Here is a 23,622-nt window from a genome sequence, read left to right on the forward strand (position 1 = left end):
ACTATGCCAAAAATTGATAAGTGAGAATTGTATAAAATTGCTGTTTTATTTGAGGTAGCTGATATAGCCACCGGGTGTAATACCAAATGTTTGCCTGAAATGCCGACTAAAATGACTCTGATCCGAGAATCCACATTGTTGTGAAACCTCAGATAAGTTAAGTCCTTGTCTTAAGAGTTTTTGGGATTTTTGCAAGCGTGCCTGCACCAACCATGCATGCGGTGACAGTCCCACATGTTTTTTAAATTGACGTAAAAAATGCCACTGACTCAGATTGGCCATTTCCGCAATTGTAGCCAATGAGAACTCCTGCTCTGGCATACTTGCCATCAGCTCTTTAATATTTAAAATTCGCTGCTTGGCATTGCTCAAGTCCGTTGTTTGTGGTTTGACCTGACTGTACTTGGACACCAACCATGCAATGGTGGATAAAAATAGGGTTTGTTTGAGCAAGGTATTATTGGGCTGTTCAAATAAATCGAAGAGTAATCGAAATTGTTGAGCTAGGCCTTCATCATGGAGTACCGCCTCTCTAAACCACGGCGCAGTGCCATGCACGGTAGTCAAATCACGTGTCAGTTCATGAAATATTTCGGGGGTCGGATAAATTGCACGATAACGCCATCCTGTTTCTACAGCAGCAGAGCCAGTATGAACTTCATCGGCATTGACCAGAATAATATCGCCTTGTGGTGCAACATGATTGCCACCTGTACGATAAAAGCGTTGCGCTCCCTCTTCAATCACGCCAATGCAAAATCCTTCATGAACATGTCGTGAAAACTCCTGCTGATAGTAACTTGCTTTCAGCATTTCCAGACCACCTAGTTCTTCTAGATGTAAGTAATCGACTTGTTCACGAGGTCTTCGCGACATCAAGACCTCCTTTGAATTCTTTGCATCATGTCAGGTTAACGCGATTCAGATAGATTTATAGAACAAAATTGCTGTTTTTAAGAACTATTCTACATCCATGATAAAATTAGGCAGTGATTTATTTTCTTTCCCCAAAAGAAAACTTCTGTAGTGAAAAAAATAAAAAAGCGCCTCAAAAAAGACGCGCTTTCTCAATTTGGAGTTAACAATCTAGAAATTCGACCTGCCCAGTTTGAACATTGTAAATTGCACCGATAATTGCGATTTCGCCTTGTTCCAGCATGCCTTTTAACACGGGACTATGCGTAATAATGTATTGAATATTGTAGTGTACATTCATTGCTGTCACCTGATTGATAAAAGCGTTACTTAAATCACGCGGCTGCATAATGTCATAGACACTGTCGACCGAATGCATCAGTGGCCCCAATACATATTGTATATGTGGCATCTCCTTTACCTCAGAGATCTGTTTCTGCTGTAAGCGTAACTGGCATGCACTGGTGACTGCGCCACAATCGGTATGACCTAAAACCAGAATCACCTTGGAGCCTTTGGCCTGACAGGCAAACTCAAGCGAACCCAGCACTTTCTGTCCGGCGATATTTCCTGCAATCCTTAAACTGAATAAATCGCCTATCCCGACATCAAAAATCATTTCAGTCGGTGCACGTGAATCCATACAACCTAGTACTGCGGCAATCGGATGCTGCCCTTCCTCGGCAGTGACCCGAATCTGACGATATATATCCCGTTGTAAACGCTCATTTTTAACAAAACGATCATTCCCTTCTTTAAGTAAAGTGATGACCTCCTGTGGGCTTAATTTACGCTGTAAATCTTTAGTACTAATATAAATATCCAGCGCGGCTTCATCGACATCCTGATAATGTTGTTTAAACCCAATTAATTTAAGGTCGATCTCGCGTTTGCTTGCGGTTTCACTTTGATAGTCTTGAATCACTTGATAAATATCTGGATCAATCGAATCACATTGGGTCGCATCAATAATAAGATGTTGATGTTTATGCACATGTTCCAAGGCTGAAATCAAAGCTGAGCGGTTCAGAAAGGTCACCTGTGAAGGCAATTCGATACGGGTCACGATGCCGTGCAAATGCTTCTCTTTATAAACCCGAACACCTTTATTAAAATTACCATAGAGAATAAATGCACTACTGGTTAGCAAACCAATCACAATCCCGGTCAATAAATCTGTCAGTAGAATTGCAACCAACGTAATAATAAAAGGTAAAAACTGCTTCCAACCCTTTTGATACAACTGTTTGAATAATTTTGGATGCGTTAGCTTAAAACCCGTCACAATCAAAATGGCTGCTAGAGCAGATAGCGGAATCATATTCATGAGTGGGACAAAAAACAGTATTGCCAGTAATAAAAGTACACCATGAATAATCGTGGAGCATTTACTACGAGCACCTGTATTAGCATTGACCGAGCTCCGTACAATCACTGATGTCACAGGCATACCACCAATTAAACCCGACACAATATTGCCTGCTCCTTGTGCCCACAACTCACGATTGGGTGGAGAAGATCTTTTTTGTGAATCCAGTTTATCGGCAGCTTCTAAATTCAGTAATGTTTCTAATGACGCCACGATTGCCAACGTTACAGCTCCAGTGTAAATCAGCGGTTCTGTCAGATAAGCAAAGTCGGGAAAAACCAGAACCTCTTGGGGCGCTTGTAATATATTTGGCAATTGAATCAAGTTATCGGTTTGTACTGCCCACGGCGAACCAATATTGATTAAAATAAAATTTAAACCCGCAGCCAGTACAACTGCAATCAATGCAGAAGGTAGGGCCAGTTTTTTTAGTGGACTGCTATCCCAAGCCAGAATCAAAAATAGACTCAGCAGACCCATCAAGGCAGCCCCCAAATCAAAATGCTGAACTAAGGCATTTGGTGTACTGGTCCACAACATCTGCCAAGAAAAGTTGGATAAGCCAAATAAATAAGGGAGTTGAGTCACAATTAGAATGGCTCCAATTGCAGCCAGTAATCCCAAAATCACATTATTAGGAATAAAGTTCGCAAAAAAACCTAATTTAAATAATCCAAATAGAATCTGCAAAATCCCTGCAAATACAATACACAATAAAAAAGCGGCATAATTGCCGCCTAATTGATCTAATTGCACCAGAATAACGGCTGTCAGTCCTGCTGCTGGCCCTGAGACACTAATGTGAGAGCCACTCAGTAATCCAACGATAATACCACCGACAATTCCTGCAATAATACCTGAAATGATCGGTGCTCCAGATGCTAAGGCAATACCTAAACATAGGGGCAAAGCCACTAAAAAAACGACAACTCCTGAAAGAAGGTCATTTAAATGGAATCTATTCTTCAGTGCTAAACTCGTCATAAGGCAACCATTTATAATAAAAAAATAATTAGTTTTTACTGCCTGAAAGTGTGTTTCCCTACTCAAGGCTCGAATGATATTGTCGGACAAAGTAGAAGTATTAAAGTTTGGTTACGTTATAACGTTGTATATTTATTTATCAATTTAAGCGTGTTTTTGTTGATCTTAAGATTCGCCTCATCTTGGGATTGATCTGGCTTTAAATCTCTTATGAATAACTTTTAAAATAATCAGCAATAAAAAAACCTCCCGAAGGAGGTTTTTTAGAAACTATAAATTTACTTAGAGCCTTTAATTCCCGCTTGTAATAACAATGCGCCTAAACCACCAATTTTTTGCTCTTGTGGTTTTTCAGTTTTTGGCTTGTTATTCTGCGGACGCTTAAAGTCACCTTCTTTACGTGGTGGACGTTGGCCTTGCGGCTTACGCTCTGAACGTTCCGTACGATCTTGTGGCGCACGTTGTGGACGCGCAGCTTTTGCAGGTGCAGAACCTTCTGCACGCATACTCAAGTTGACACGATTACGTTCCACATCTACCTGCATCACACGCACTTGTACAATTTGACCCGGTTTCACCACTTTATGCGGATCAGAGACAAACTCATTTGCAAGTTCAGAGATATGCACTAAACCATCTTGATGCACCCCCACATCGACGAAAGCACCGAAGTTAGTCACATTCGTCACCACACCTTCAAGCTGCATACCTTCAGTCAGTTGTGCAACTTCAGTGATGTCTTCGCGGAACTTCGCGGTACGGAACTCAGGACGTGGATCACGGCCTGGTTTTTCCAATTCAGCTAAAACGTCTTGGATGGTTGGCAAACCGAATTTGTCATCCACAAATTCATCTGCTTTGACTTGGCGAATGATTTCAGTATTACCGATAATGTCTTTTACCGTCGTAGCTTTAGCAGCAACAATTCTTTCTACCAAACCATAACTTTCAGGATGAACTGCAGACGCATCCAATGGCTCAGAACCATCTTGCACACGCAAGAAACCTGCCGACTGCTCAAAAGTACGCTCGCCTAAACGTGGCACTTTTTTCAAAGATTGACGGTTATCAAAACGACCATTTTCTTTACGATATTCAACAATTTGCTGTGCGATTGCTTTATTTAAACCTGCGATATACGCCAGAATCGCTGGAGAAGCAGTATTTACATCCACGCCCACAGCATTCACACAGTCTTCAACCACAGCATCCAATGTTTTTGCCAAACCTGCTTGATTCACATCATGCTGATATTGACCTACACCGATTGATTTAGGATCAATTTTAACGAGTTCAGCCAACGGATCTTGTAAACGACGCGCAATTGAAACCGCACCACGAATTGAAACATCCAATTCAGGCAACTCCTGTGAAGCCAATTCACTTGCAGAGTAAACCGATGCACCCGCTTCACTGACAGTGATACGTGTAAGTTGCAGATCAGTATTGGCAGCCATCATTTCAGCAACAACAGCTTCAGTTTCACGACTTGCTGTTCCGTTACCAATCGCAATAAGTTCCACGTGGAACTCTCGACACAAACGTGCAAGTTCTGTAATAGAACCTTCTTTATCTTCTTTTGGAGCGAATGGATAAATGGTGCTGTGCGCAAGAACATCACCAGCATTACTCACCACGGCAAGCTTCACGCCTGTACGGATACCAGGGTCAACACCTAAAGTTGTACGACCACCAGCAGGTGCAGAAAGCAACAAATGACGCAAGTTCTCAGCAAATACATCCATTGCTTCAGCTTCAGCAGCCAAACGTTTATCCGTTAATAATGAATGTTCGATTTGCGGACGAATCTTGCCTAACCAGAATAGCTTTGCCGTTTGCTTTAAATAATCCTGACGCGTTTGTGGTTGAATTTGTTCAAGATTATATTCAGTTTCAATACGAGCCAGTGGTGCATCATCTTCACCATCAACTTTCAAACCCAATACATTTTCTTGACGGCCACGTAACATTGCCAATAAACGATGCGATGGTACTTTATTCAGGTTTTCAGAGAATTCAAAATAATCACGGAATTTCTTGCCAACTTCTTTCTTCTCTTCAGAAGCCACTGTACTTTTCAGTGCCGCAGTTTTAGCAAAAGTTTGTTTTAATTCTGTGGTTAACCCAATATTTTGCGCCCAGTCATCAATCAAGATATGCTGAATCGCATCCAGTTGGCTTTCAACATCTGGATAGTCTTCATGACTAAAACCAGCCAAAGCTTCAGTTGGATCAACTTGTTCTGCAATAATTTTTTCTGCAATGATGCCTAAGCCAGCTTCTCTCGCCTTAAATGATTTGCTGGTCCGTTTTGGACGGTACGGGGCATAAATTTCTTCTAATGCATTTTTAGTCTCGGCTGCATTTACACGCGCCAATAAATCATCGCTTAATTTATCTTGTTCTTGTAAAGATTGGATCACCTTCTCACGACGCTCAAATAAATCACGTAAATATGTTAAACGTGTATCGAGTTGACGTAATTGCGTATCGTCTAAGCCTTGCGTGACTTCTTTACGGTAACGTGCAATAAAAGGAACGCTAGCACCTTCATCAATTAAACGAATAGCAGCTTCTACTTGGTTTGGACGTACGGCAAGTTCATTTGCCAACTGCTGAACTAAGTCAGTCATCGTGATTGATTCCACAAGGGTTAAGTCTAAAAGCACTGATTATAAAGTTCATGGCTATAAAATCCACCATTGTTTTTTTGAATATTGTGCAAGTAGTTTATGCAAATCGCTGAATGTTTCTAAAATACCAAGATTTTTTCGCCTAAATATTGAAAAATAGATTGATTGTCATAATTTTGCCTGTATATATTTGGTATCTATCTCTTGATTTTATTGGCAATATTTGTTGCTTTATAACATAGCCAAAACTGTGCAATGAATCGTATACTCAAAGGTCTATTGATATTTCACAATCGCATTGCATAAAGACGATGACAATAAACGATAAAGGAGCACATCATGAGTTTAGTTGTACCTGCCGAATCGACGGAAACTGTACACCATGAGACAGACCGGGTCGAACGCATCTTAGTGGTCGATGACGATGTGCGCTTGCGTACGCTGTTACAACGCTTTTTAGAAGATAAAGGCTTTGTGGTAAAAACTGCCCATGATGCAACCCAAATGGACCGTTTACTGCAACGTGAATTGTTCTCGCTGATCGTGCTCGATTTTATGCTCCCTGTAGAAGATGGTTTAAGTATCTGTCGTCGTTTACGCCAGTCCAATATCGATACACCCATTATTATGCTGACAGCGCGTGGTAGTGACTCTGATCGTATCGCGGGTCTTGAAGCAGGCGCAGACGACTACTTACCAAAACCATTCAACCCGAATGAATTGTTGGCTCGTATTCGTGCAGTATTGCGCCGACAAGTGCGTGAAGTACCTGGTGCACCAAGCCAACAAGTGGAAGTGGTGAGCTTTGGTCCTTGGTCACTCGACCTTTCTACGCGTACCTTAACCCGTGAAGGTCAAGTCGTTACCTTAACCACAGGCGAGTTTGCAGTATTGAAAGCACTGGTTCAGCATCCTCGCGAACCACTGACACGCGATAAATTGATGAATTTGGCGCGTGGCCGTGAATGGGGTGCGATGGAGCGCTCGATTGATGTCCAAGTCTCTCGTCTACGTCGTTTAATTGAAGATAACCCTGCTCGTGCACGCTATATCCAAACAGTATGGGGTGTGGGCTACGTTTTTGTTCCAGATGGCGCTGAATAAGCTTAGGAAATAAAACGTTGAAACTTGAACCAATTGATCCACAAGAATTTACTGAGTTCGCGGCTTATTCCGAAAGGCCACGAACCCAATGGGAACGTTTTTTAGATAAAATTAAACCGCGTTCTGCTGCCATGCGTACGACCATCTTGGTCTTGTTCATGGTGTTTTTCAGCCTATTTATGTCCTTGTGGTTCTTTTGGCGCACTCTCTATCTTCCTGAGTTACAGCAACACGCCCGTTATCTCGCGATTGAATTAGAACTGGTGAATAATCCAGATATCCGTATTCTGCATCGCGATAGTGAGGTCGATGTCGACACTTGGTTAAAAAACCGGATTGGCATTGAATATGTGACCGATCCGAGAGAATTCCCCAAAGTTGAAGACAAATTCTTGGCAGAACTGTTCACCAATCAGATCGAATCTAAACTGGCAAAAGAACTTGGTGTAGAAAACGTCACAGTTTATTTTAAATTTAAACCGATCCCTCGTATCTGGATTCAAACACCAGAGATGAATGGCAACTGGGTAAGAGAACCACTCAAAACCTATACCAACTACAGCGTAGAGTTGATCGCTGCGTGGTTATTTGGGGTTCCAATCGTATCTTCCATCATTATTTTGATTTTGGTTCGACAAATGAACCGACCTTTGCGTCGTCTACAAAATACAGCCAATAATTATAGTAAAACAGGTAAAGCTCCCTATCTGGATACCAACCATGGTCCACTCGAAATCCGTCAGGTCAATCAAGCCTTTAACCACATGGTATATACGCTTGAACAGACCGAACGTGATCGCCAAATTATGTTGGCAGGTATTTCCCACGATTTACGCACACCACTGACACGCATCCGCCTCACTGCAGAAATGCTGCCAGATGAGTTCTTTCGTGAAGGCCTGATCTACGATGTCGATGACATGGATGCGATTCTGAATCAGTTCATCTCCTATATGCGTGATGGTTCAGATGAAGAACTCACAGACACTAACCTGAATACCCTATTACAAGAAGTGGTAGTACAGTTCAAACCACTAGATATCCGTTTTCAGGCGCAAGAGCTACCGATCATTCCAGCGCGTAGCTTATCTTTAAAACGACTGATTGCCAATTTGGTCAATAATGCCAAGCGCTATGGTGCAGAGCCAATTGAACTCTCTGCCAGCCACGTCGATGATCACATTTTGATTACAGTTGCAGATCATGGTGAAGGCATTCCACCCGATCAAGTGGAAGAGCTGATGCAACCCTTTGTTCGCGGCAACTCCGCTCGTACCATACAAGGGAGTGGGCTTGGACTGGCGATTGTGAAACGTATTGTCGATATTCACCAAGGACAAATCAGCATCCGCAATCGTGAACAAGGTGGTTTGGAAGTGGTGATTTCCCTTCCAATCAATATCGCGCCAGAGGAAGAACCTCAAAATAACGCAATCGACAAAATCAAACAAACCTTGACCGGGCGCTTTTAAAAACTGCGCTTAAGTGTCCAATGCACCCCTCTCTCTTCGACTAAAGTCTTCAATCAAAACACCACCAGATTGAAGACTTTTATTCCGTTGAAGAGCGCCTGAGCATGAACCAAAATCTAAGACCCAATTTGTTTTTCTGCATGAATTCAATTAAATATCACACAGAAAATCGCCTATCGCATCGCAACTGAATAAAGCGTATTCACCTGTATTAGACCTTAGCCTTATTTCAATCCACTTTTCATGTTTTAGCGATAGAATCCATAACCAATGAAAAGCAATATTGAGAATGGATGATGTCTTTAAGTCGTATTCGCCTTGCGTCACTGCATGACAAGGTAATGAGTGCAGAGCAGGCAGCTCAGTTTATTAAAAATGATATGACGGTTGGTATGAGCGGTTTTACCCGTGCTGGTGAAGCGAAAGCAGTACCACAAGCATTGGTTGAACAAGCGAAAAAGAATCCGTTAAAAATCACATTAATTACGGGTGCAAGTCTCGGCAATGACTTAGACAAACAATTGACGGAAGCAGGTGTTCTTGCCCGTCGTATGCCATTCCAAGTCGACAATACCTTACGTCGCGCGATTAACAATGGCGAAGTGATGTTTATCGATCAGCATTTGTCTGAAACTGTTGAGCAGATGCGTAACCAGCAATTGAAACGTCCTGATGTTGCGGTGATCGAAGCTGTAGCGATTACCGAAGATGGTCATATCGTTCCAACCACATCTGTAGGTAACTCGGCGAGCTTTGCAATTTTTGCAGAAAAAGTGATTGTTGAAATCAATACATCTCTTAGTGAAAACTTCGAAGGTCTACACGATATTTATATCCCAACCTATCGCCCTACGCGTACCCCACTGCCGTTAACGCAAGTGGATGATCGTATTGGTTCGACTGCGATTCCAATCGATCCAGCGAAAATTGTGGGTATCGTATTGAATGATACGGCGGATTCTCCATCAACTGTGACCGCACCTGATGCTGAAACTCAAGGCATTGCTAACCACTTGATTAAATTCTTCGAGAAAGAAGTGGCTGAAGGCCGTTTAGCGAAGAATCTAGGGCCGTTGCAAGCAGGTATTGGTTCGATTGCCAATGCTGTTTTAACAGGCCTTAAAGATTCAAATTTTGAAGATTTGGTGATGTATTCAGAAGTACTTCAAGATTGTACTTTTGAATTAATTGATGCAGGTAAAATGAAGTTCGCTTCAGGCAGCTCAATCACTTTATCGGCACAATGTGGCGAGCGCGTTTTTGGTAATCTTGAAAAATACAAAGACAAGTTGGTGTTACGTCCACAAGAAATTTCCAACCACCCTGAAATCGTACGTCGCTTAGGCATTATCGGGATTAACACTGCGCTTGAGTTCGATATTTATGGCAACGTGAACTCAACCCATGTATGTGGTACCAAAATGATGAATGGTATTGGTGGTTCAGGTGACTTTGCCCGTAATGCACATTTGGCCATCTTCGTAACCAAATCAATTGCCAAAGGCGGTGATATTTCATCGATCGTCCCAATGGTCAGCCATGTCGATCACAATGAACATGACGTGGATATCTTGGTAACAGAAGTTGGTTTGGCTGATTTACGTGGTTTAGCGCCACGTGAACGTGCCCGTGTCATTATCGACAACTGCGTACATCCACTTTATCAAGGTGCGTTAAATGATTACTTCGACCGCGCTTGCGAACGTGGTGGTCATACCCCTCATATTCTTCGTGAAGCATTGTCATGGCATGCCAACTTTGAAGAAACAGGTCATATGTTAGCGCGTGTGGATATTGCTAAATCAGCTTAATCCCCCAGCTCCTCATCAAAAAGCATGCTTCGGCATGCTTTTTTATTGCCTGACTTTTAGACCACTTATCGCCCAACTCTGAGCAACACTGGAAAAGTGACCTGGATCGGCTTTTGAATCTGCAAAATATCCTGCAAATCTGTCAAAGCACTGACATGCAATTGATCTTGGTAATGCTTTAGCGCCGACCAAGTATTGAGATAATCCCAAAGCTGCGGCCCTGTCCATGTCAACTCGATCTGGAACTGCGGCATAGGAATTTCATCAAAGGGAAATGGAATGGTCTGATAATGCTCATCGATGTAACGTCGCTCTGCGTCCCAGAAGCTATTTAAAGTCTCTCGATAGAGGCGCAGTACGCGATCATTTAAATCCTGATCATCAAGCTGTAATAGGCCATAGCCAATGACTGCAAAAATACCATCGACCTTTAATGTCCGTTTCACTTCTGCATAGAATTTTTCAAAATCAAACCAATGAATCGCTTGTGCAACGGTAATCAAGTCAAAGTACTGGTTAGGGAAAGCACGTTGTTCAGCAGCTTGTTGTAAATATTCGACATTGGCAAATGCAGGTGCTTGATCCAATTGGCTCTGACTGAGATCAGTCGCGACCACCGTTTGAAAATAGGGTGCGATCAGTTGCGTTAATTGCCCTGAACCCGCACCACAATCCCACGCTCGCTCAAAGTGATTGAGGTGCATTAATACGCTTTTGATCAGCAATTGTGGATAACTTGGCCGCGCCTGTTGATAAAGTTCACTTTGCTCAGAAAATAAGTCTTTCATCGTGATTTCTTCTTAAAATTTTTGACTGAGCACCAATATAGCAAAATATGATAGAGATAAAAAAAGCCCCAAACAAAGTTTGAGGCTTTTTGAATATGGTGGCGAGACCCAGGATCGAACTGGGGACACACGGATTTTCAATCCGTTGCTCTACCTACTGAGCTATCACGCCGATGGGGTGTATTAAGCCGTATCTCAGCTGAATAGTCAATAATTATCATGGGCTTTTGATTTGAATGCACATTTTTCACGCAATCAAATTTCGGATAAAAAAAATCCCTGATGGGATCAGGGATTGAAAATACAAATTTATGGTGGCGAGACCCAGGATCGAACTGGGGACACACGGATTTTCAATCCGTTGCTCTACCTACTGAGCTATCACGCCAAAGTGGGCGTATTAAACAATGTTTGTCTAAGCCCGTCAAGCAAATTTGTGGATTTTTCTCTTAAGCGCTTATTTTTACTCCAAAGAGCAAGCTAAGCGGCTTTAGATTTTCCCAAGATGCGATAAACAGCGGTGAATTGCCCCACAACCTGGCTCAAACTGTTTAACCCCCTGCTCTTCCTCCATACGGCAAACTTCTTCAACCAAACGTTCTGCAACCCCACGGCCACGATTGGCTGGATGCACCACAATATATTCCAAAACACGGCTTTCACCTTGTCCTGTTGCCCAAATTGCACCTATAATTTTGGTGTTAAATTCGGCAGTGTAAACTGTGGTATATTGCTGGAGATTTTGTTCAAGTTGTTCCAGTGCATCTTGCCCATCACCAAACTCTGGGCTGGTATCGTAAAGTCGCTCTAGCTGAGTACGAATTCCTAGATTATCCAGAGAACTGTAAGCATGTACGGTAATAGGCATTGATTAACCCTCCTGAGCAAACTATGATGCTGTCACTTTTTCGTCACAGCGAAACTATTGGTTTTTAATTCAATCATTTTTGACGTTTTTTGAGGAACGTGTCCATGACGCAACGTATCAGTGAAGTGGTAAGAAATACCAACGAAACAAAAATTCGAGTTCGTCTCAATCTCGATGGTACTGGTCAAGGCACACTCAACACTGGAGTTCCATTTTTAGACCATATGATTGATCAAATCAAGCGTCATGGTCTATTTGATATCGACATTCATTGCGATGGTGACCTAGAAATTGATGATCATCATACCGTTGAAGACTGTGGAATCACCTTGGGACAAGCCTTTGCGCAAGCTTTGGGTGATAAAAAGGGCTTACGTCGTTATGGTCATTTTTATGCACCATTAGATGAAGCACTGTCTCGTGTGGTCGTCGATCTTTCTGGTCGCCCAGGCTTATTTATGGATATTCCATATACACGTGCCCGCGTCGGAAGCTTTGATGTCGATTTATTCTCGGAATTTTTCCAAGGTTTTGTCAATCATGCACTGATGACATTACATATTGATAACCTGAAAGGCAAAAATAGCCACCATCAGATCGAAAGTGTGTTTAAAGCACTGGCGCGTGCATTGCGCATGGCCTGTGAAGTTGATCCACGTGCAGAAAATACCATTGCTTCGACCAAAGGTAGCTTGTAATGACCCGTATTGCGTTACTTGATTATGGCATGGGCAACTTGCATTCTGCGGCAAAAGCCTTAGAGCATGTTGGGGCAACAGTTGATGTCACCAATGATCCTAAACTGATTGCCAAAGCCGATAAAATTGTTTTCCCGGGTGTTGGTGCTATGCGTGACTGCATGCAAGGCATGCGTGAGGCAGGGATTGATGACGTGGTGCATCAAGCCGCGTTCAACAAACCTGTTTTAGCGATCTGTGTCGGCATGCAAGCGCTGCTACAAAGCTCGGAAGAAAATGGTGGTGTAGATGCTTTGGGTATTTTTGAAGGTGTGGGAAAACACTTTCCTGAAATTCCAAATTTAAAAGTGCCACACATGGGTTGGAACCAAGTACATCAACTTGATCCAAGTCATCCCATGTGGAATAACATTGAGCAAGATGCACGTTTCTACTTTGTCCATAGCTATTATGTGGAACCTAAAGACACCTCAATCATCGCGGCAACCTGTGATTACGGCGTGAATTTCTGCACCGCTATTCATAAAGACAATTTGTTTGCGACCCAATTCCATCCTGAAAAAAGTCATACCGCTGGTTTACAGCTGTTAAAAAACTTTGTGGAATGGAAGATTTAAGCTCGCTCATACAGATCAAGTCCTTTGTTATGACTTGATCTGTTATTCATAAAATAATTTAAGCATTAATTTTAAAAAATTTCTTTAATATTCTAAGGCATAATATATTTTTTAAGTTTTACAATCCCATAAAAACACTTAGATAGGAATAACAATGAATTCATTAACTCAAAGCGTGGATCATCCACTGAGCCCCAAAGGCCGTTTTGGTCGACTATCCTATGCAGCTTGGACATTGTTAAGTTCAATCATCGCAGTGATTATCATTTTTGTCTTGGCATTTGGCGCTGTGCTCGTGACTGGTGGCAATCTCGAACAAGGGCAAGATTATCCAATCCTCGCAATTGTCCTGTTTATCATTCTCTATATCGTGTTCGTCTATTTTTCTTTTGTATTTACCATTCGTCGTCTACATGACCGAAATCAAACGGGTTGGTTGTCGTTATTAGCCATTGTTCCCTTTGTAAATTTCATTTTCATTATTTATCTACTCTGTGCCAAAGGAACGGCAGGCGAAAATAAGTTTGGTGTTGAACGTGAGACATCAGGCTGGGAAAAAGTCTTGGGCTGGATTTATATTGTAATTATTCCACTTGCCGTCATTTTTGCCTTAGTGGGCAGCGCAGTTCCTGCATATCAGGAATATGTGCAAAGAAGCCAGCAAGCTCAGATTGAGCAACAGATAAATCAAGCTGAATAAATACATCATGTTTACTAAGCCAAGTTCCGACTTGGCTTTTTTATTTCAATAAAACCCTTTAAGCTCAATCAAACGATTTGAATTTTTAATCTGATGAATATGCAGCCATCTAACGTTCCGTTAAGCAAAGAACAAATCCGTGCATTGCCTGCATTTCAGAACCTAAGCACAGATCGTCTCTTAGTCATCCAAACGCTTGAACAGTGTTTAGCCATCCAAGCTGAACTGCACTCCACTCAGGTTTTTGGCTTTGATACTGAATCCAAGCCAACGTTCAAAGTTGGAGAAAAATCGACAGGTCCTCACCTGATCCAACTTGCAACACCAGATAGGGCTTATCTATTCCAAGTCAATGCTGAAATTTTAGATTTTCTTCGACCTATTCTCGAAAATGAACAGCAACTCAAAGTCGGTTTTGGGCTGAAGAATGACGCCCATATTTTTCGTGCTAAAGGAATCAATCCTCAATCCATGATTGATCTATCCAAAAGCTTTGCAAATTTTGGTTATAGCGCTCAAGTCGGTATCCAAACAGCAATTGCGCTGCTGTTCCAACGTTATTTTGCCAAAAGCAAGAAAGTCAGCACCTCAAATTGGTCGGTTAAAAATCTCAGCCCACAACAAATCAATTATGCCGCAGCAGATGCCTATGCAGCATTGTTATGCTTCGAACAACTGTATCAGCAACGATTACTCACACCACAATTATTGCAACAAATCATGAGAATACTTGAAGGTTCAGCAGACAAGGCTTAGCGATTGATCAATACTTTGCTAATATGTAGCCAATTTAAACTCTATGATGACGCAAGGAGCGAAAGCATGCTAATCATCCCAGCAATTGACCTGAAAGATGGTAAATGTGTCCGTTTAAAACAAGGACGTATGGAAGACGATACCGTTTTCTCTGAAGACCCTGTGGCAACTGCACAACATTGGGTGGATGAAGGCGCACGTCGTTTACATTTAGTCGATTTAAATGGTGCTTTCGCAGGTACGCCGATTCATAAACCTGTGGTTGAAGCCATTGCGCGTGCGCAGCCTGAACTACCAATTCAAATTGGTGGCGGTATCCGTTCACTTGAAACTATCGAACATTATTTAGAAGCTGGCGTTTCTTTCGTAATTATCGGCACCAAAGCAGTAAAAGAGCCTGAGTTTGTCGAAGAAGCATGTAAACGCTTTGCAGGTCATATCATTGTCGGTATCGATGCGATCAACGGTATGGTGGCAACAGATGGTTGGGCCAATGTCACTGATGTGAAAGCGACTGATCTTGCCAAACGTTTTGCGGATGCAGGCGTATCAAGCATTGTTTATACCGATATTGCCCGTGATGGCATGATGCAAGGTGTTAACGTTGAACAGACTGTGAACTTGGCCAATTATTCAGGTCTGCCTGTAATTGCATCAGGTGGTGTCACCAATCTGGATGATGTCCGCAATCTAAAAGATAAAAAAGGCATCCTTGGTGCGATCACAGGTCGTGCAATCTATGAAGGCACCTTGAGCCTTCGTGAAGCGCAGTTATTGTTAGACCAACAATCGCTCTAAGCATTGTCAGCTCTAGTTATTGTCAGAATAGCTAGAGCTTTGGTCCTTTGAATGTTATTCTAGCCACAGTCCCAATTCAGGTCTTCTCTCCTCACATGATGCTTACGCCACCTTAAGTTTTTTACATGCCCTATGTATTAACTCATCACTGTCTAGTGATGTGGTGTAGTTGTGTGTCTGTATATCACATCACTAGCCTTTAAAAATTCCTAAAAAATAGGCTATTTCTATGTTATCCAATCTTCGAGCGCAATGGTTCTCCAATATCCGTGCGGATATTTTGGCTGGACTGGTTGTCGGTTTAGCACTTATTCCTGAAGCCATTGCCTTCTCTATCATTGCAGGGGTAGATCCCAAAGTCGGTTTATACGCTTCGTTCTGTATCGCAGTTGTGATTGCGTTTGTCGGCGGTCGTCCAGCGATGATTTCTGCTGCAACGGGTGCAATGGCTCTAGTCATGGCCAGTTTAGTCAAAGAGCATGGCTTACAATATCTACTTGCCGCCACCTTGCTCACAGGTGTTTTACAAATCATGGCTGGCTATTTAAAGCTGGCAAAACTCATGCGCTTTGTTTCCAAATCTGTAGTGATTGGATTCGTCAATGCGCTGGCGATTTTAATTTTTATGGCGCAACTGCCTGAACTAGTGCATGTAACGTGGCAGGTCTATACATTGGTTTTACTGGGTCTAGGCATTATCTATGTATTTCCACTCATCCCGAAGATTGGAAAATTACTCCCCTCGCCTTTGGTCTGTATTATTACAATCACGCTGCTTGCAATCTACTTCGGCATTGATATTCGAACCGTCGGAGACATGGGTTCATTACCCGATACACTGCCTGTGTTCTTGATTCCAGATATTCCCTTCAACTTTGAAACCTTAAAAATTATCTTTCCGTATGCTGTTGCCTTAGCTGCAGTTGGTTTACTTGAGTCTATGATGACCGCGACCATTATTGATGAAATGACCGACACCCCAAGCGACAAGTTTCAAGAATGTAAGGGTCAAGGTATTGCCAATATCGCGTCTGGTTTTATGGGTGGCATGGCAGGTTGCGCCATGATTGGACAGTCCATGATTAATGTCAAATCAGGTGGGTTGACCCGTTTATCAACTTTCTCGGCAGGTATTTTCCTCTTAATTTTAGTGGTCTTTATCAGTGACTGGTTAAAAGTGATTCCAATGGCAGCCTTGGTTGCAGTCATGATTATGGTTTCTATCAGCACTTTCGAGTGGAAATCCATCAGCAGTTTTAGAAACAATCCTATGAGCAGCAATATCGTGATGCTTGCCACCGTCATTGTGGTGGTCGCCACTCATAATTTAGCCTTGGGTGTACTGACAGGTGTGTTGTTATCAGCGTTATTCCTTGCCAATAAATTAGAACAAGACATTCGTGTTGAGTGCTATTTTGAAGGTTCTACACGGGTATATGATCTCAAAGGGCAGATTTTTTTTAGTTCGTCAGAAAAATTCATGCAGTGTTTTGATTTCAACGAAGACGTGAATGACGTCATGATTGATTTAACCCATTCACATATTTGGGATGTCACCTCAGTGGCGATGATCGACAGTGTAGTGTATAAATTCCAGCGTAAAGGCGTGCACGTCAGTGTGCGAGGTCTCAACGAAGCAAGTTCAATCATGATTGAGAAATATGGTACACATCAGACTTCGATTTAATATGCTCAAAAATGGATGAACCCAATCCAAAATCCGTCAAACTACAGCGCTTAAAGCAACCAGCTCAAGCGCTTTTTCAGGATTAATAAATAACGTTGCGAATAAAGCGCACGCGGGTGTCGCCCTGATTGAGATACCGATAATCGACAGAGCTTTCAAATAAAATTGAATCCCCTGCCTGAACGACTCGATTTTCATGTTCAAACGACAGGGTTAATTCTCCCTCTAAGACATAAATCAATTCTTGCCAACCTTTTTGGTCCGCTTCAGCCTGATAAACCTCTCCAACAGCTAAGCTCCAATTCCATAATTCCACCTGAGCATGGGCAGGTACAGCGGCGAGTAAAGTTGCCCGACTTTCAGGGAACTGTCCTTGCCAAGCCAAGGTATTCACAATCGCAGATTCATTTAAGGCCGATGCACTGACCAATCTTTTAAAGTCCACAGCCAAAGCTGTTGCAATTGCATCCAGCTTGGCCAAACTAATATTAACCTGCCCTGTTTCTAAGGCTGCGATGGTACGGCGACTAACACCAGCTTGGTCTGCCAAGTCTTGCTGACTCAATTGACGTTCCGTTCGGAAAAGGCGGATATTCTGTCCGACATATTCCAATACCACCTCTGAATGACTCATTGATAATCACAACAAATAAAAATATGAGCAATATATTGCACAATAGTTCAAAGCAATGCAATATGTGCAATATATTGCACTATATCTCACTGGAGCGATGTCTTGACTGCTTTATCACAATCACCTAAAGCCGCACAAATTGCACTTATTGTCGTTACCATGATTTGGGGTGGCACCTTTTTAGCCGTGCAATATGCACTGAACTTTAGTACCCCCATGTTTTTCGTAGGTTGTCGTTTTGCAGTTGCAACCCTGGCCATTTTCTTGATTTCAATGAAATCGATGCGTGGGCTAACACTCAAAGAAACCATGGCAGGCGCAGCGATAGGTGTTTTGATTGCAATTGGTTATGGTACACAAACCATTGGGCTGCAAACGATTCTGAGCAGCGAGTCTGCTTTTCTAACCGCACTTTATGTCCCCCTTGTCCCATTTCTAATGTGGATGATCTTTCAAAAACGACCACCCTTGATGACATGGGTCGGCACAGCGTTGGCCTTTATCGGATTGATCTTTTTAACGGGTAATGGCTTTTCAAATATTAACTTTAGTTATGGCCAAATCTTAACCTTGATCTGTGCATTTGCCGTGGCTTTAGAAATTATTCTGATTGGTTATTTTGCAGGAAAAGTAAACCTAAGACGGGTCACCGTCATTCAATTGGCAGTGGCATCATTATTGTCTTTTGCCAGTATGCCCATGGTGGGTGAACACAGCATTCCAAACTTCTCATGGAGCTTGGTGATTTTTGCCGTCGCTTTAGGTTTGACCAGTGCTTTAATTCAATTTGTGATGAATTGGGCCCAACGGATGGTTGATCCAACACGTGCTGCGATTATTTATGCAGGTGAACCCGTATGGGCAGGTGTAATCGGTCGTATTGCCGGAGAACGCTTAACTTTATTGGCTTTGTTTGGTGGCTTATTGGTGGTACTCGGTATTTTAGTCAGCGAGCTGAAATTTAAATTTTTTGAAAAGAAGAAAATTATAGAAAATAAATAAGGCAATTGAGAAGATGAATAACAGTGCCGATGAAAAATAAGCACTGTTATGCACTTTGGTTTTCTCTAGGCAGGAATTTCATTTTGCTTCGCTGCAACAGGACTATTTCCAATTTGCCATACATAAGGCAAGGGCGCTTGATTGACTTCCCAATCGCCAATCACTTTCTGCTTATAAATAAGTGGATTATGCGAGGCTATGACACGTGCATTTCGCCAAAAGCGATCCAGCTGTTTTTCCGTGGTACTGGCGGATGCACCTAAGGCGTTAAAGAGTTCGGTACTCAAATTCAACACCAATTCCGCAATCACCACCTGCCCCTGTGATGACGCTAACTCGGCACGTTCGTTGGCTGCTAACTCGGCTTGTTCATCATTTTGAAAATGATACAGATAGGCCTCATCCAATGCTTCCGCAGTACTTAGTGCAATACTTTGAGTCGCATAAGCCTGCGCAGAGGCTTTGCCAATTACCTGTAAAATTTGCGCATCGTCACGTACTAAACCCGCGTTGCCATGGCTATAAATACGAGTACGCTTCTGCACTTCCTGCTTAAAGCTTTGCACTGCACTTTGTGCAATGCCCGCCAAAGTCGCCAGATGCACCACCTGATAAAATGCGGTTTGATATTTAAATCGATTTTCAAAGACAAGGACATGATCATGGGCAATCTCGACATTGCTGAGCGTTAAGCTTCCACTGCCCGTGGTTCTTTGACCAAAACCATCCCAGTCATCGACAATATCAATGCCTTCTGCTTGAGTAGAAACTGCAGCAATCACATGTTGATTGGTGGTTTCATCCAAAGCGAATAAATCAATCCAGTCTGCGAAAATCGTGCCTGTGGAGTAATATTTCTGACCATTCACACGTAATTTTCCATCTTGTGCTGCCGTCACTCGGGTCACGACATCCCCGATTTCGACTTTACCAATTTCAGTCCATGCATTACCGACAATTTCCCCACGTACAAATCGTTCAAACCATAAGGTCTGAGGTTCAGTTTTGTGTGCATTTAAACGATCTTCGACAAAGGCAAAATGACCGCGTAATGCCTGCACCACATTGGAATCGGCTTGAGCAAGTTCAATCAACAACTGAAATAATTGCTTTTGCGAAACACCATCACCACCAAAAGCGACAGGGACACGTACAGCACCAAAGCCAGCCTGCTTTAGCCATTGAATGGGCTCATAAGGTAAAATTCTATTCTTTTCACGCGTTAACGTACCCTCTGCAATACGCGCAAAGATCGGACGGAACTTGCCCGCCACCTGCTCATAATGCGCACCCAATGAGAGATTTTGATTGCTTTGAATTGTCATAATACGCTCCTCTCAACTCCACGCATGACGTGGTAATGCCACACCATTCAGATAATAATTACCCACAAGATTGTATTTCCAACGCACAGGATCATGCAGCGTATGTGTTCGAGCGTTACGCCAGTGTCGATCCAGATTCAACTCCGACAAGGTTGAACGGGTGCCAGACAGCTCAAATAATTTATTGGCGGCAAGTAATGCAATTTCAGTGGTCAGTACCTTAGATTCAGCAGTAATCAACGTTGCTTCGGTCACGGCTTCCTCAGTGGGATTTGCTAAAGCGCGATCAATGGCCTCGCCCGCCAAAGCTAAAACCGCCTCCGCAGCACGCAGTTTAATTTTCAGCTCACCGATATTACTAATCGTATAGGGATCATCAGAGGCTTGTTCCAAACCTGAATCAATCCAAGGGCGTGCATATTCACGGACATAACCAATCGTTTCCTCAATGGCCCCACGTGCAATACCGGCATCGACAGCGGACTGGATAATTTGCGAAATTGCACCTGCTGCGGTAGGACGTTCAAAAGCCTGATGAATCGGAACCACATATTTCAGATCGACACGCACATGATCTAACTGCACGCTGCCACTGGCTGTGGTACGCTGACCAAAACTGCTCCAGTCATTTACAATGGTCAATCCAGACGTATGTTGTGGCACCAGTGCAGCAAATACTTTTGCATCGTCACTGACTGCAACCACAGGAATCCAATGTGCCAATAACGCCCCCGTGGCAAAGAATTTCTGACCACTGATGACCGCATAATCATCTTTGAATTCAATTTTGGTGGTCAGATCCGCGACTGTTTTTGAGTTTTTTTCAGAAAATGCATTGCCTAAGCGCTTACCTGCCAATACTTGTGCAAAGAAGAATTGCTGTTGTTCCAATGAAGCATCCAAACGGATATGTTCTAAAAAGGCCCAATGATTTTGTGCAATTTGCCCCAGAGATGAATCTGCACTGGAAATGATCGTCACGACCTCAGCAAGGGTTTTATAACTTACCCCTGCACCACCAAACTGTTTCGGGATATTAATTCCCCAAAGACCTGAGGCAGAATATTGCTGGATTTCTTGCAAAGGCAGTTTTCGCTCATGGTCACGCTTCGCCGCCTCTTGGGCAAAAGTAGCTGCTAGGCGATGTGCCACAGCGAGGGCTTCCTGATCTGAAGCAATCACATGTGCTGGCGTATTATTTAAGTAAAAATCTTGGGGAATACTCTGTGCATCTTCCAGTTTTATTTCTATTTTCGAGGTCATTATAAATACTCATTTCTCATTTATAAAAATAAACTAGCACTATTTTTATTTTCTATTTATAAGTTAAATTTAGAAACAAATCTTTTTATTTAAAATAAAATCACCCACCCACTGATTTTTTTAAATAGTTATTTAAAATCAAATAAAAACCACGTTTATAGCATTCATTTCCACCTCAATACATGCATACTAAGAAAGCAAAATAACTTTTTGAATTTCATTAAAAAAGAATAACAAAAAGTAAAACCAGATACGCTATTCAATAGATTCATGATAAACATTGATTTTTTTTATGATTAATAAATTAGATATCTTTTCATTAATATTTATAAAAAGCTTTCATTTAGTAAAGAGTAATGATCAAGAAAATTAGATTTAATGCCTTTGAGATGAATTGTATTGCACATCAATCCCCAGGATTGTGGCGGCATCCGCTTGATCGTTCTACCGAATATAAAGACCTCGAATATTGGACCGATTTGGCAAAAGTTTTAGAGCGTGGCAAGTTTGATGGGGTTTTTATTGCGGATGTTTTAGGGATTTACGATGTTTATCATCAATCCGCAGAACATGCCCTCACTGGCGCAGTCCAAGTTCCTGTCAACGACCCCTTGCAAATCGTGCCTGCCATGGCAGCTGTCACCAAACACTTAGGCTTTGGACTTACCACCTCCATTTCTTTTGAACACCCCTATCCGTTTGCACGGCGGATGAGTACCTTGGATCATTTGACCAAAGGGCGCATTGGTTGGAATATTGTGACCTCATACTTGGAGAGTGGTTCAAAAAATTTAGGCCTTAAAACTCAAGTCAGCCATGATCAACGCTATGATATTGCTGACGAATATTTAGAGGTTCTCTACAAGCTTTGGGAAGGTTCTTGGGAGCAGGATGCAGTCTTACGTGATAAGGAACGAGGGATTTTTGCAGATCATCGCAAAGTTCATCCCATCAACCATCAAGGTCAATATTTCAGTGTTCCTGGCATCCATATTTGTGAGCCCTCCCCGCAACGCACCCCTGTGCTTTATCAAGCAGGTGCATCCAATCGTGGACAGTTATTTGCCAGCCAAAATGCAGAATGTGTATTTATTTCAGCACCGACCAAAGCAGCTGTGAAAAAACTGGTACAAGGCATCCGTTCCAAGCTGATTGAGCAAGGTAAAGACCCGTATTCGATTTTGATTTATACCATGCTGTCGATCGTGGTCGATGAAAGTGATGCAAAAGCTCAGGAGAAATTTAAAGACTATCAAAACTACGCCAGTTATCACGGCGGTTTAACTTTGGCATCTGGCTGGTCTGGAGTCGATTTTTCACAATTTCATGCGGAAGACAAAGTTGAATATATTCATACTGATGCAATCCAATCGATGCTTGATTCTTATGTAAAAGCAGATCCGAATCGCATTTGGACCATTGAAGAGATTGCGAAATTTATTAGTATTGGCGGGAATGGCCCAATCTTGGTGGGCTCAGCTGCAACTGTAGCCGATCAGCTACAAGCATGGACTGAAGAAACCGATATTGACGGCTTTAACTTGGCCTATATCTTGGCGCATCAGACTTTTGAGGATGTGGTGGAATACTTGGTACCTGAACTTCAGCAACGTGGGGTATATCAAACGGACTATACTGAAGGAACCTTACGCGAAAAGCTGTTTGGTCAAGGTCCACTTCTGACAGAACAACATCGCGGTGCGCACTATCGCTATCATTCAACGACAAAGGCAGTCAATAATCCAGAACTCGCTTAGTGTGACCAAGCGAGTTCTGAACAATCTTAGTCTTGATACATTGGTTTATTGTCATTTAAGGCAATCAGACCACGAATAGCGCGATAGACAATCCAGATCCATGCACCAAAGATCACGGCAAACGCAAAGGTCGTGGCAGACACGGCCACTCCAGCAAAGGCCGTGCTGTTATCTCCGGTAAAGAACAGGAACGAGAACGGTATAAAAGCAATAATATTCCAAGCCAAATACCACCAGAAGGTGCGAATTTGCCAAGTAAAGTGACTTTCAAAAATCGAACCTTGTACATCGCTGCGTTTTACATAGTTGATGATTAAAGCAATGATTGCCAATAAACCACCCGTAAAAATGGCAATGATATAAAGCACATAAAGAACCAAAGTCAAAGTACGGTTTGGATCTTGATCAACGGAATAATTCATTTTTATTTATCTCCAGAAA

Annotated in this window: 20 protein-coding genes and 2 tRNA genes; 11 read left to right on the forward strand and 11 right to left on the reverse strand. The window is 42.4% G+C overall.

The features are described from left to right. Nucleotides 1-45: 45 nt before the first annotated feature. From F887_RS01175 to F887_RS01165, 3 genes are all read right to left on the reverse strand, one after another. Nucleotides 46-876 (reverse strand): AraC family transcriptional regulator, encoded by an 831-nt coding sequence (locus tag F887_RS01175; RefSeq protein ID WP_005297420.1) that lies wholly within the window; start codon nt 874-876, stop codon nt 46-48. A gap of 202 nt (nt 877-1,078) precedes the next feature. Further along, complete coding sequence (locus F887_RS01170) at nt 1,079-3,268, reverse strand: SulP family inorganic anion transporter (RefSeq protein ID WP_005297422.1); 2,190 nt, start codon at nt 3,266-3,268, stop codon at nt 1,079-1,081. A 278-nt stretch (nt 3,269-3,546) separates the two neighbouring features. Further along, a complete protein-coding gene (locus F887_RS01165) occupies nt 3,547-5,901 on the reverse strand; it encodes a Tex family protein (protein WP_005297425.1) in 2,355 nt (784 codons plus the stop codon). A gap of 339 nt (nt 5,902-6,240) precedes the next feature. On the opposite strand from F887_RS01165, the gene ompR reads away from it, so the two are divergent. From ompR to F887_RS01150, 3 genes are all read left to right on the forward strand, one after another. Further along, a complete protein-coding gene (gene ompR, locus F887_RS01160) occupies nt 6,241-7,005 on the forward strand; it encodes an osmolarity response regulator transcription factor OmpR (protein WP_004657337.1) in 765 nt (254 codons plus the stop codon). A gap of 17 nt (nt 7,006-7,022) precedes the next feature. Beyond that, nucleotides 7,023-8,477 (forward strand): ATP-binding protein, encoded by a 1,455-nt coding sequence (locus F887_RS01155; RefSeq protein WP_005297427.1) that lies wholly within the window; start codon nt 7,023-7,025, stop codon nt 8,475-8,477. Nucleotides 8,478-8,773: 296 nt separating this feature from the next. Then, nucleotides 8,774-10,288, forward strand: coding sequence for an acetyl-CoA hydrolase/transferase family protein (locus F887_RS01150; RefSeq protein WP_005297428.1), 1,515 nt, complete (start codon nt 8,774-8,776; stop codon nt 10,286-10,288). 65 nt (nt 10,289-10,353) lie between these two features. Here the strand turns inward: F887_RS01150 and F887_RS01145 are convergent, their stop codons facing one another. From F887_RS01145 to F887_RS01130, 4 genes are all read right to left on the reverse strand, one after another. Then, a complete protein-coding gene (locus tag F887_RS01145; RefSeq protein WP_005297429.1) occupies nt 10,354-11,076 on the reverse strand; it encodes a class I SAM-dependent methyltransferase in 723 nt (240 codons plus the stop codon). A gap of 96 nt (nt 11,077-11,172) precedes the next feature. Then, nucleotides 11,173-11,248 (reverse strand) — tRNA-Phe (locus F887_RS01140). 140 nt (nt 11,249-11,388) lie between these two features. After that, a tRNA-Phe gene (locus F887_RS01135) sits at nt 11,389-11,464 on the reverse strand. A gap of 102 nt (nt 11,465-11,566) precedes the next feature. Further along, a complete protein-coding gene (locus F887_RS01130) occupies nt 11,567-11,944 on the reverse strand; it encodes a GNAT family N-acetyltransferase (protein WP_005297430.1) in 378 nt (125 codons plus the stop codon). A 104-nt stretch (nt 11,945-12,048) separates the two neighbouring features. Here F887_RS01130 and hisB point away from each other — a divergent pair, with 104 nt between their 5' ends. From hisB to F887_RS01100, 6 genes are all read left to right on the forward strand, one after another. Continuing rightward, the gene (gene hisB, locus F887_RS01125; protein WP_005297432.1) at nt 12,049-12,642 is read left to right on the forward strand and encodes an imidazoleglycerol-phosphate dehydratase HisB; all 594 of its coding nucleotides are present in this window, start codon (nt 12,049-12,051) and stop codon (nt 12,640-12,642) included. Next, the gene (hisH, locus tag F887_RS01120; RefSeq protein WP_005297433.1) at nt 12,642-13,259 is read left to right on the forward strand and encodes an imidazole glycerol phosphate synthase subunit HisH; all 618 of its coding nucleotides are present in this window, start codon (nt 12,642-12,644) and stop codon (nt 13,257-13,259) included. The genes hisB and hisH overlap by 1 nt, the downstream gene beginning before the upstream one ends. A gap of 154 nt (nt 13,260-13,413) precedes the next feature. Further along, complete coding sequence (locus tag F887_RS01115; protein WP_005297435.1) at nt 13,414-13,959, forward strand: DUF805 domain-containing protein; 546 nt, start codon at nt 13,414-13,416, stop codon at nt 13,957-13,959. 99 nt (nt 13,960-14,058) lie between these two features. Next, a complete protein-coding gene (locus F887_RS01110) occupies nt 14,059-14,715 on the forward strand; it encodes a 3'-5' exonuclease (protein ID WP_005297436.1) in 657 nt (218 codons plus the stop codon). 66 nt (nt 14,716-14,781) lie between these two features. Next, nucleotides 14,782-15,513 carry a 1-(5-phosphoribosyl)-5-[(5-phosphoribosylamino)methylideneamino]imidazole-4-carboxamide isomerase gene (gene hisA / locus F887_RS01105; RefSeq protein WP_004803807.1) on the forward strand — a complete coding sequence of 244 codons (732 nt, stop codon included), beginning with the start codon at nt 14,782-14,784 and terminating at the stop codon, nt 15,511-15,513. A 229-nt stretch (nt 15,514-15,742) separates the two neighbouring features. Continuing rightward, complete coding sequence (locus tag F887_RS01100; RefSeq protein ID WP_005297438.1) at nt 15,743-17,200, forward strand: SulP family inorganic anion transporter; 1,458 nt, start codon at nt 15,743-15,745, stop codon at nt 17,198-17,200. Nucleotides 17,201-17,282: 82 nt separating this feature from the next. Here the strand turns inward: F887_RS01100 and F887_RS01095 are convergent, their stop codons facing one another. Next, nucleotides 17,283-17,834, reverse strand: coding sequence for a helix-turn-helix domain-containing protein (locus tag F887_RS01095; RefSeq protein WP_005297439.1), 552 nt, complete (start codon nt 17,832-17,834; stop codon nt 17,283-17,285). 159 nt (nt 17,835-17,993) lie between these two features. Here F887_RS01095 and F887_RS01090 point away from each other — a divergent pair, with 159 nt between their 5' ends. Further along, nucleotides 17,994-18,836, forward strand: coding sequence for a DMT family transporter (locus F887_RS01090; protein WP_416201972.1), 843 nt, complete (start codon nt 17,994-17,996; stop codon nt 18,834-18,836). A 65-nt stretch (nt 18,837-18,901) separates the two neighbouring features. Here the strand turns inward: F887_RS01090 and F887_RS01085 are convergent, their stop codons facing one another. Next, nucleotides 18,902-20,161, reverse strand: a complete 1,260-nt coding sequence (locus F887_RS01085; RefSeq protein WP_005297442.1) for an acyl-CoA dehydrogenase family protein — start codon at nt 20,159-20,161, stop codon at nt 18,902-18,904. Between the two features lie 12 nt (nt 20,162-20,173). After that, nucleotides 20,174-21,424 carry an SfnB family sulfur acquisition oxidoreductase gene (locus F887_RS01080; RefSeq protein WP_005297446.1) on the reverse strand — a complete coding sequence of 417 codons (1,251 nt, stop codon included), beginning with the start codon at nt 21,422-21,424 and terminating at the stop codon, nt 20,174-20,176. 356 nt (nt 21,425-21,780) lie between these two features. Here F887_RS01080 and F887_RS01075 point away from each other — a divergent pair, with 356 nt between their 5' ends. After that, nucleotides 21,781-23,181 carry an LLM class flavin-dependent oxidoreductase gene (locus tag F887_RS01075; RefSeq protein ID WP_005297448.1) on the forward strand — a complete coding sequence of 467 codons (1,401 nt, stop codon included), beginning with the start codon at nt 21,781-21,783 and terminating at the stop codon, nt 23,179-23,181. Between the two features lie 26 nt (nt 23,182-23,207). Here F887_RS01075 and F887_RS01070 read toward each other — a convergent pair whose 3' ends face one another. Beyond that, complete coding sequence (locus F887_RS01070; RefSeq protein ID WP_005297450.1) at nt 23,208-23,603, reverse strand: DUF4870 family protein; 396 nt, start codon at nt 23,601-23,603, stop codon at nt 23,208-23,210. Nucleotides 23,604-23,622 lie beyond the last annotated feature (19 nt).

Source organism: Acinetobacter sp. NIPH 2100 (genome assembly GCF_000369805.1).
Taxonomy (GTDB): domain Bacteria; phylum Pseudomonadota; class Gammaproteobacteria; order Pseudomonadales; family Moraxellaceae; genus Acinetobacter.

Coding starts and splice junctions, on each gene's coding strand:
- F887_RS01175 (WP_005297420.1), bottom strand. CDS start 876: ATGTCGCGAAGACCTCGTGAACAAGTCGATTACTTACATCTAGAAGAA.
- F887_RS01170 (WP_005297422.1), bottom strand. CDS start 3,268: ATGACGAGTTTAGCACTGAAGAATAGATTCCATTTAAATGACCTTCTT.
- F887_RS01165 (WP_005297425.1), bottom strand. CDS start 5,901: ATGACTGACTTAGTTCAGCAGTTGGCAAATGAACTTGCCGTACGTCCA.
- ompR (WP_004657337.1), top strand. CDS start 6,241: ATGAGTTTAGTTGTACCTGCCGAATCGACGGAAACTGTACACCATGAG.
- F887_RS01150 (WP_005297428.1), top strand. CDS start 8,774: ATGTCTTTAAGTCGTATTCGCCTTGCGTCACTGCATGACAAGGTAATG.
- F887_RS01145 (WP_005297429.1), bottom strand. CDS start 11,076: ATGAAAGACTTATTTTCTGAGCAAAGTGAACTTTATCAACAGGCGCGG.
- F887_RS01130 (WP_005297430.1), bottom strand. CDS start 11,944: ATGCCTATTACCGTACATGCTTACAGTTCTCTGGATAATCTAGGAATT.
- hisB (WP_005297432.1), top strand. CDS start 12,049: ATGACGCAACGTATCAGTGAAGTGGTAAGAAATACCAACGAAACAAAA.
- hisH (WP_005297433.1), top strand. CDS start 12,642: ATGACCCGTATTGCGTTACTTGATTATGGCATGGGCAACTTGCATTCT.
- F887_RS01115 (WP_005297435.1), top strand. CDS start 13,414: ATGAATTCATTAACTCAAAGCGTGGATCATCCACTGAGCCCCAAAGGC.
- F887_RS01110 (WP_005297436.1), top strand. CDS start 14,059: ATGCAGCCATCTAACGTTCCGTTAAGCAAAGAACAAATCCGTGCATTG.
- hisA (WP_004803807.1), top strand. CDS start 14,782: ATGCTAATCATCCCAGCAATTGACCTGAAAGATGGTAAATGTGTCCGT.
- F887_RS01100 (WP_005297438.1), top strand. CDS start 15,743: ATGTTATCCAATCTTCGAGCGCAATGGTTCTCCAATATCCGTGCGGAT.
- F887_RS01095 (WP_005297439.1), bottom strand. CDS start 17,834: ATGAGTCATTCAGAGGTGGTATTGGAATATGTCGGACAGAATATCCGC.
- F887_RS01090 (WP_416201972.1), top strand. CDS start 17,994: ATGATTTGGGGTGGCACCTTTTTAGCCGTGCAATATGCACTGAACTTT.
- F887_RS01085 (WP_005297442.1), bottom strand. CDS start 20,161: ATGACAATTCAAAGCAATCAAAATCTCTCATTGGGTGCGCATTATGAG.
- F887_RS01080 (WP_005297446.1), bottom strand. CDS start 21,424: ATGACCTCGAAAATAGAAATAAAACTGGAAGATGCACAGAGTATTCCC.
- F887_RS01075 (WP_005297448.1), top strand. CDS start 21,781: ATGATCAAGAAAATTAGATTTAATGCCTTTGAGATGAATTGTATTGCA.
- F887_RS01070 (WP_005297450.1), bottom strand. CDS start 23,603: ATGAATTATTCCGTTGATCAAGATCCAAACCGTACTTTGACTTTGGTT.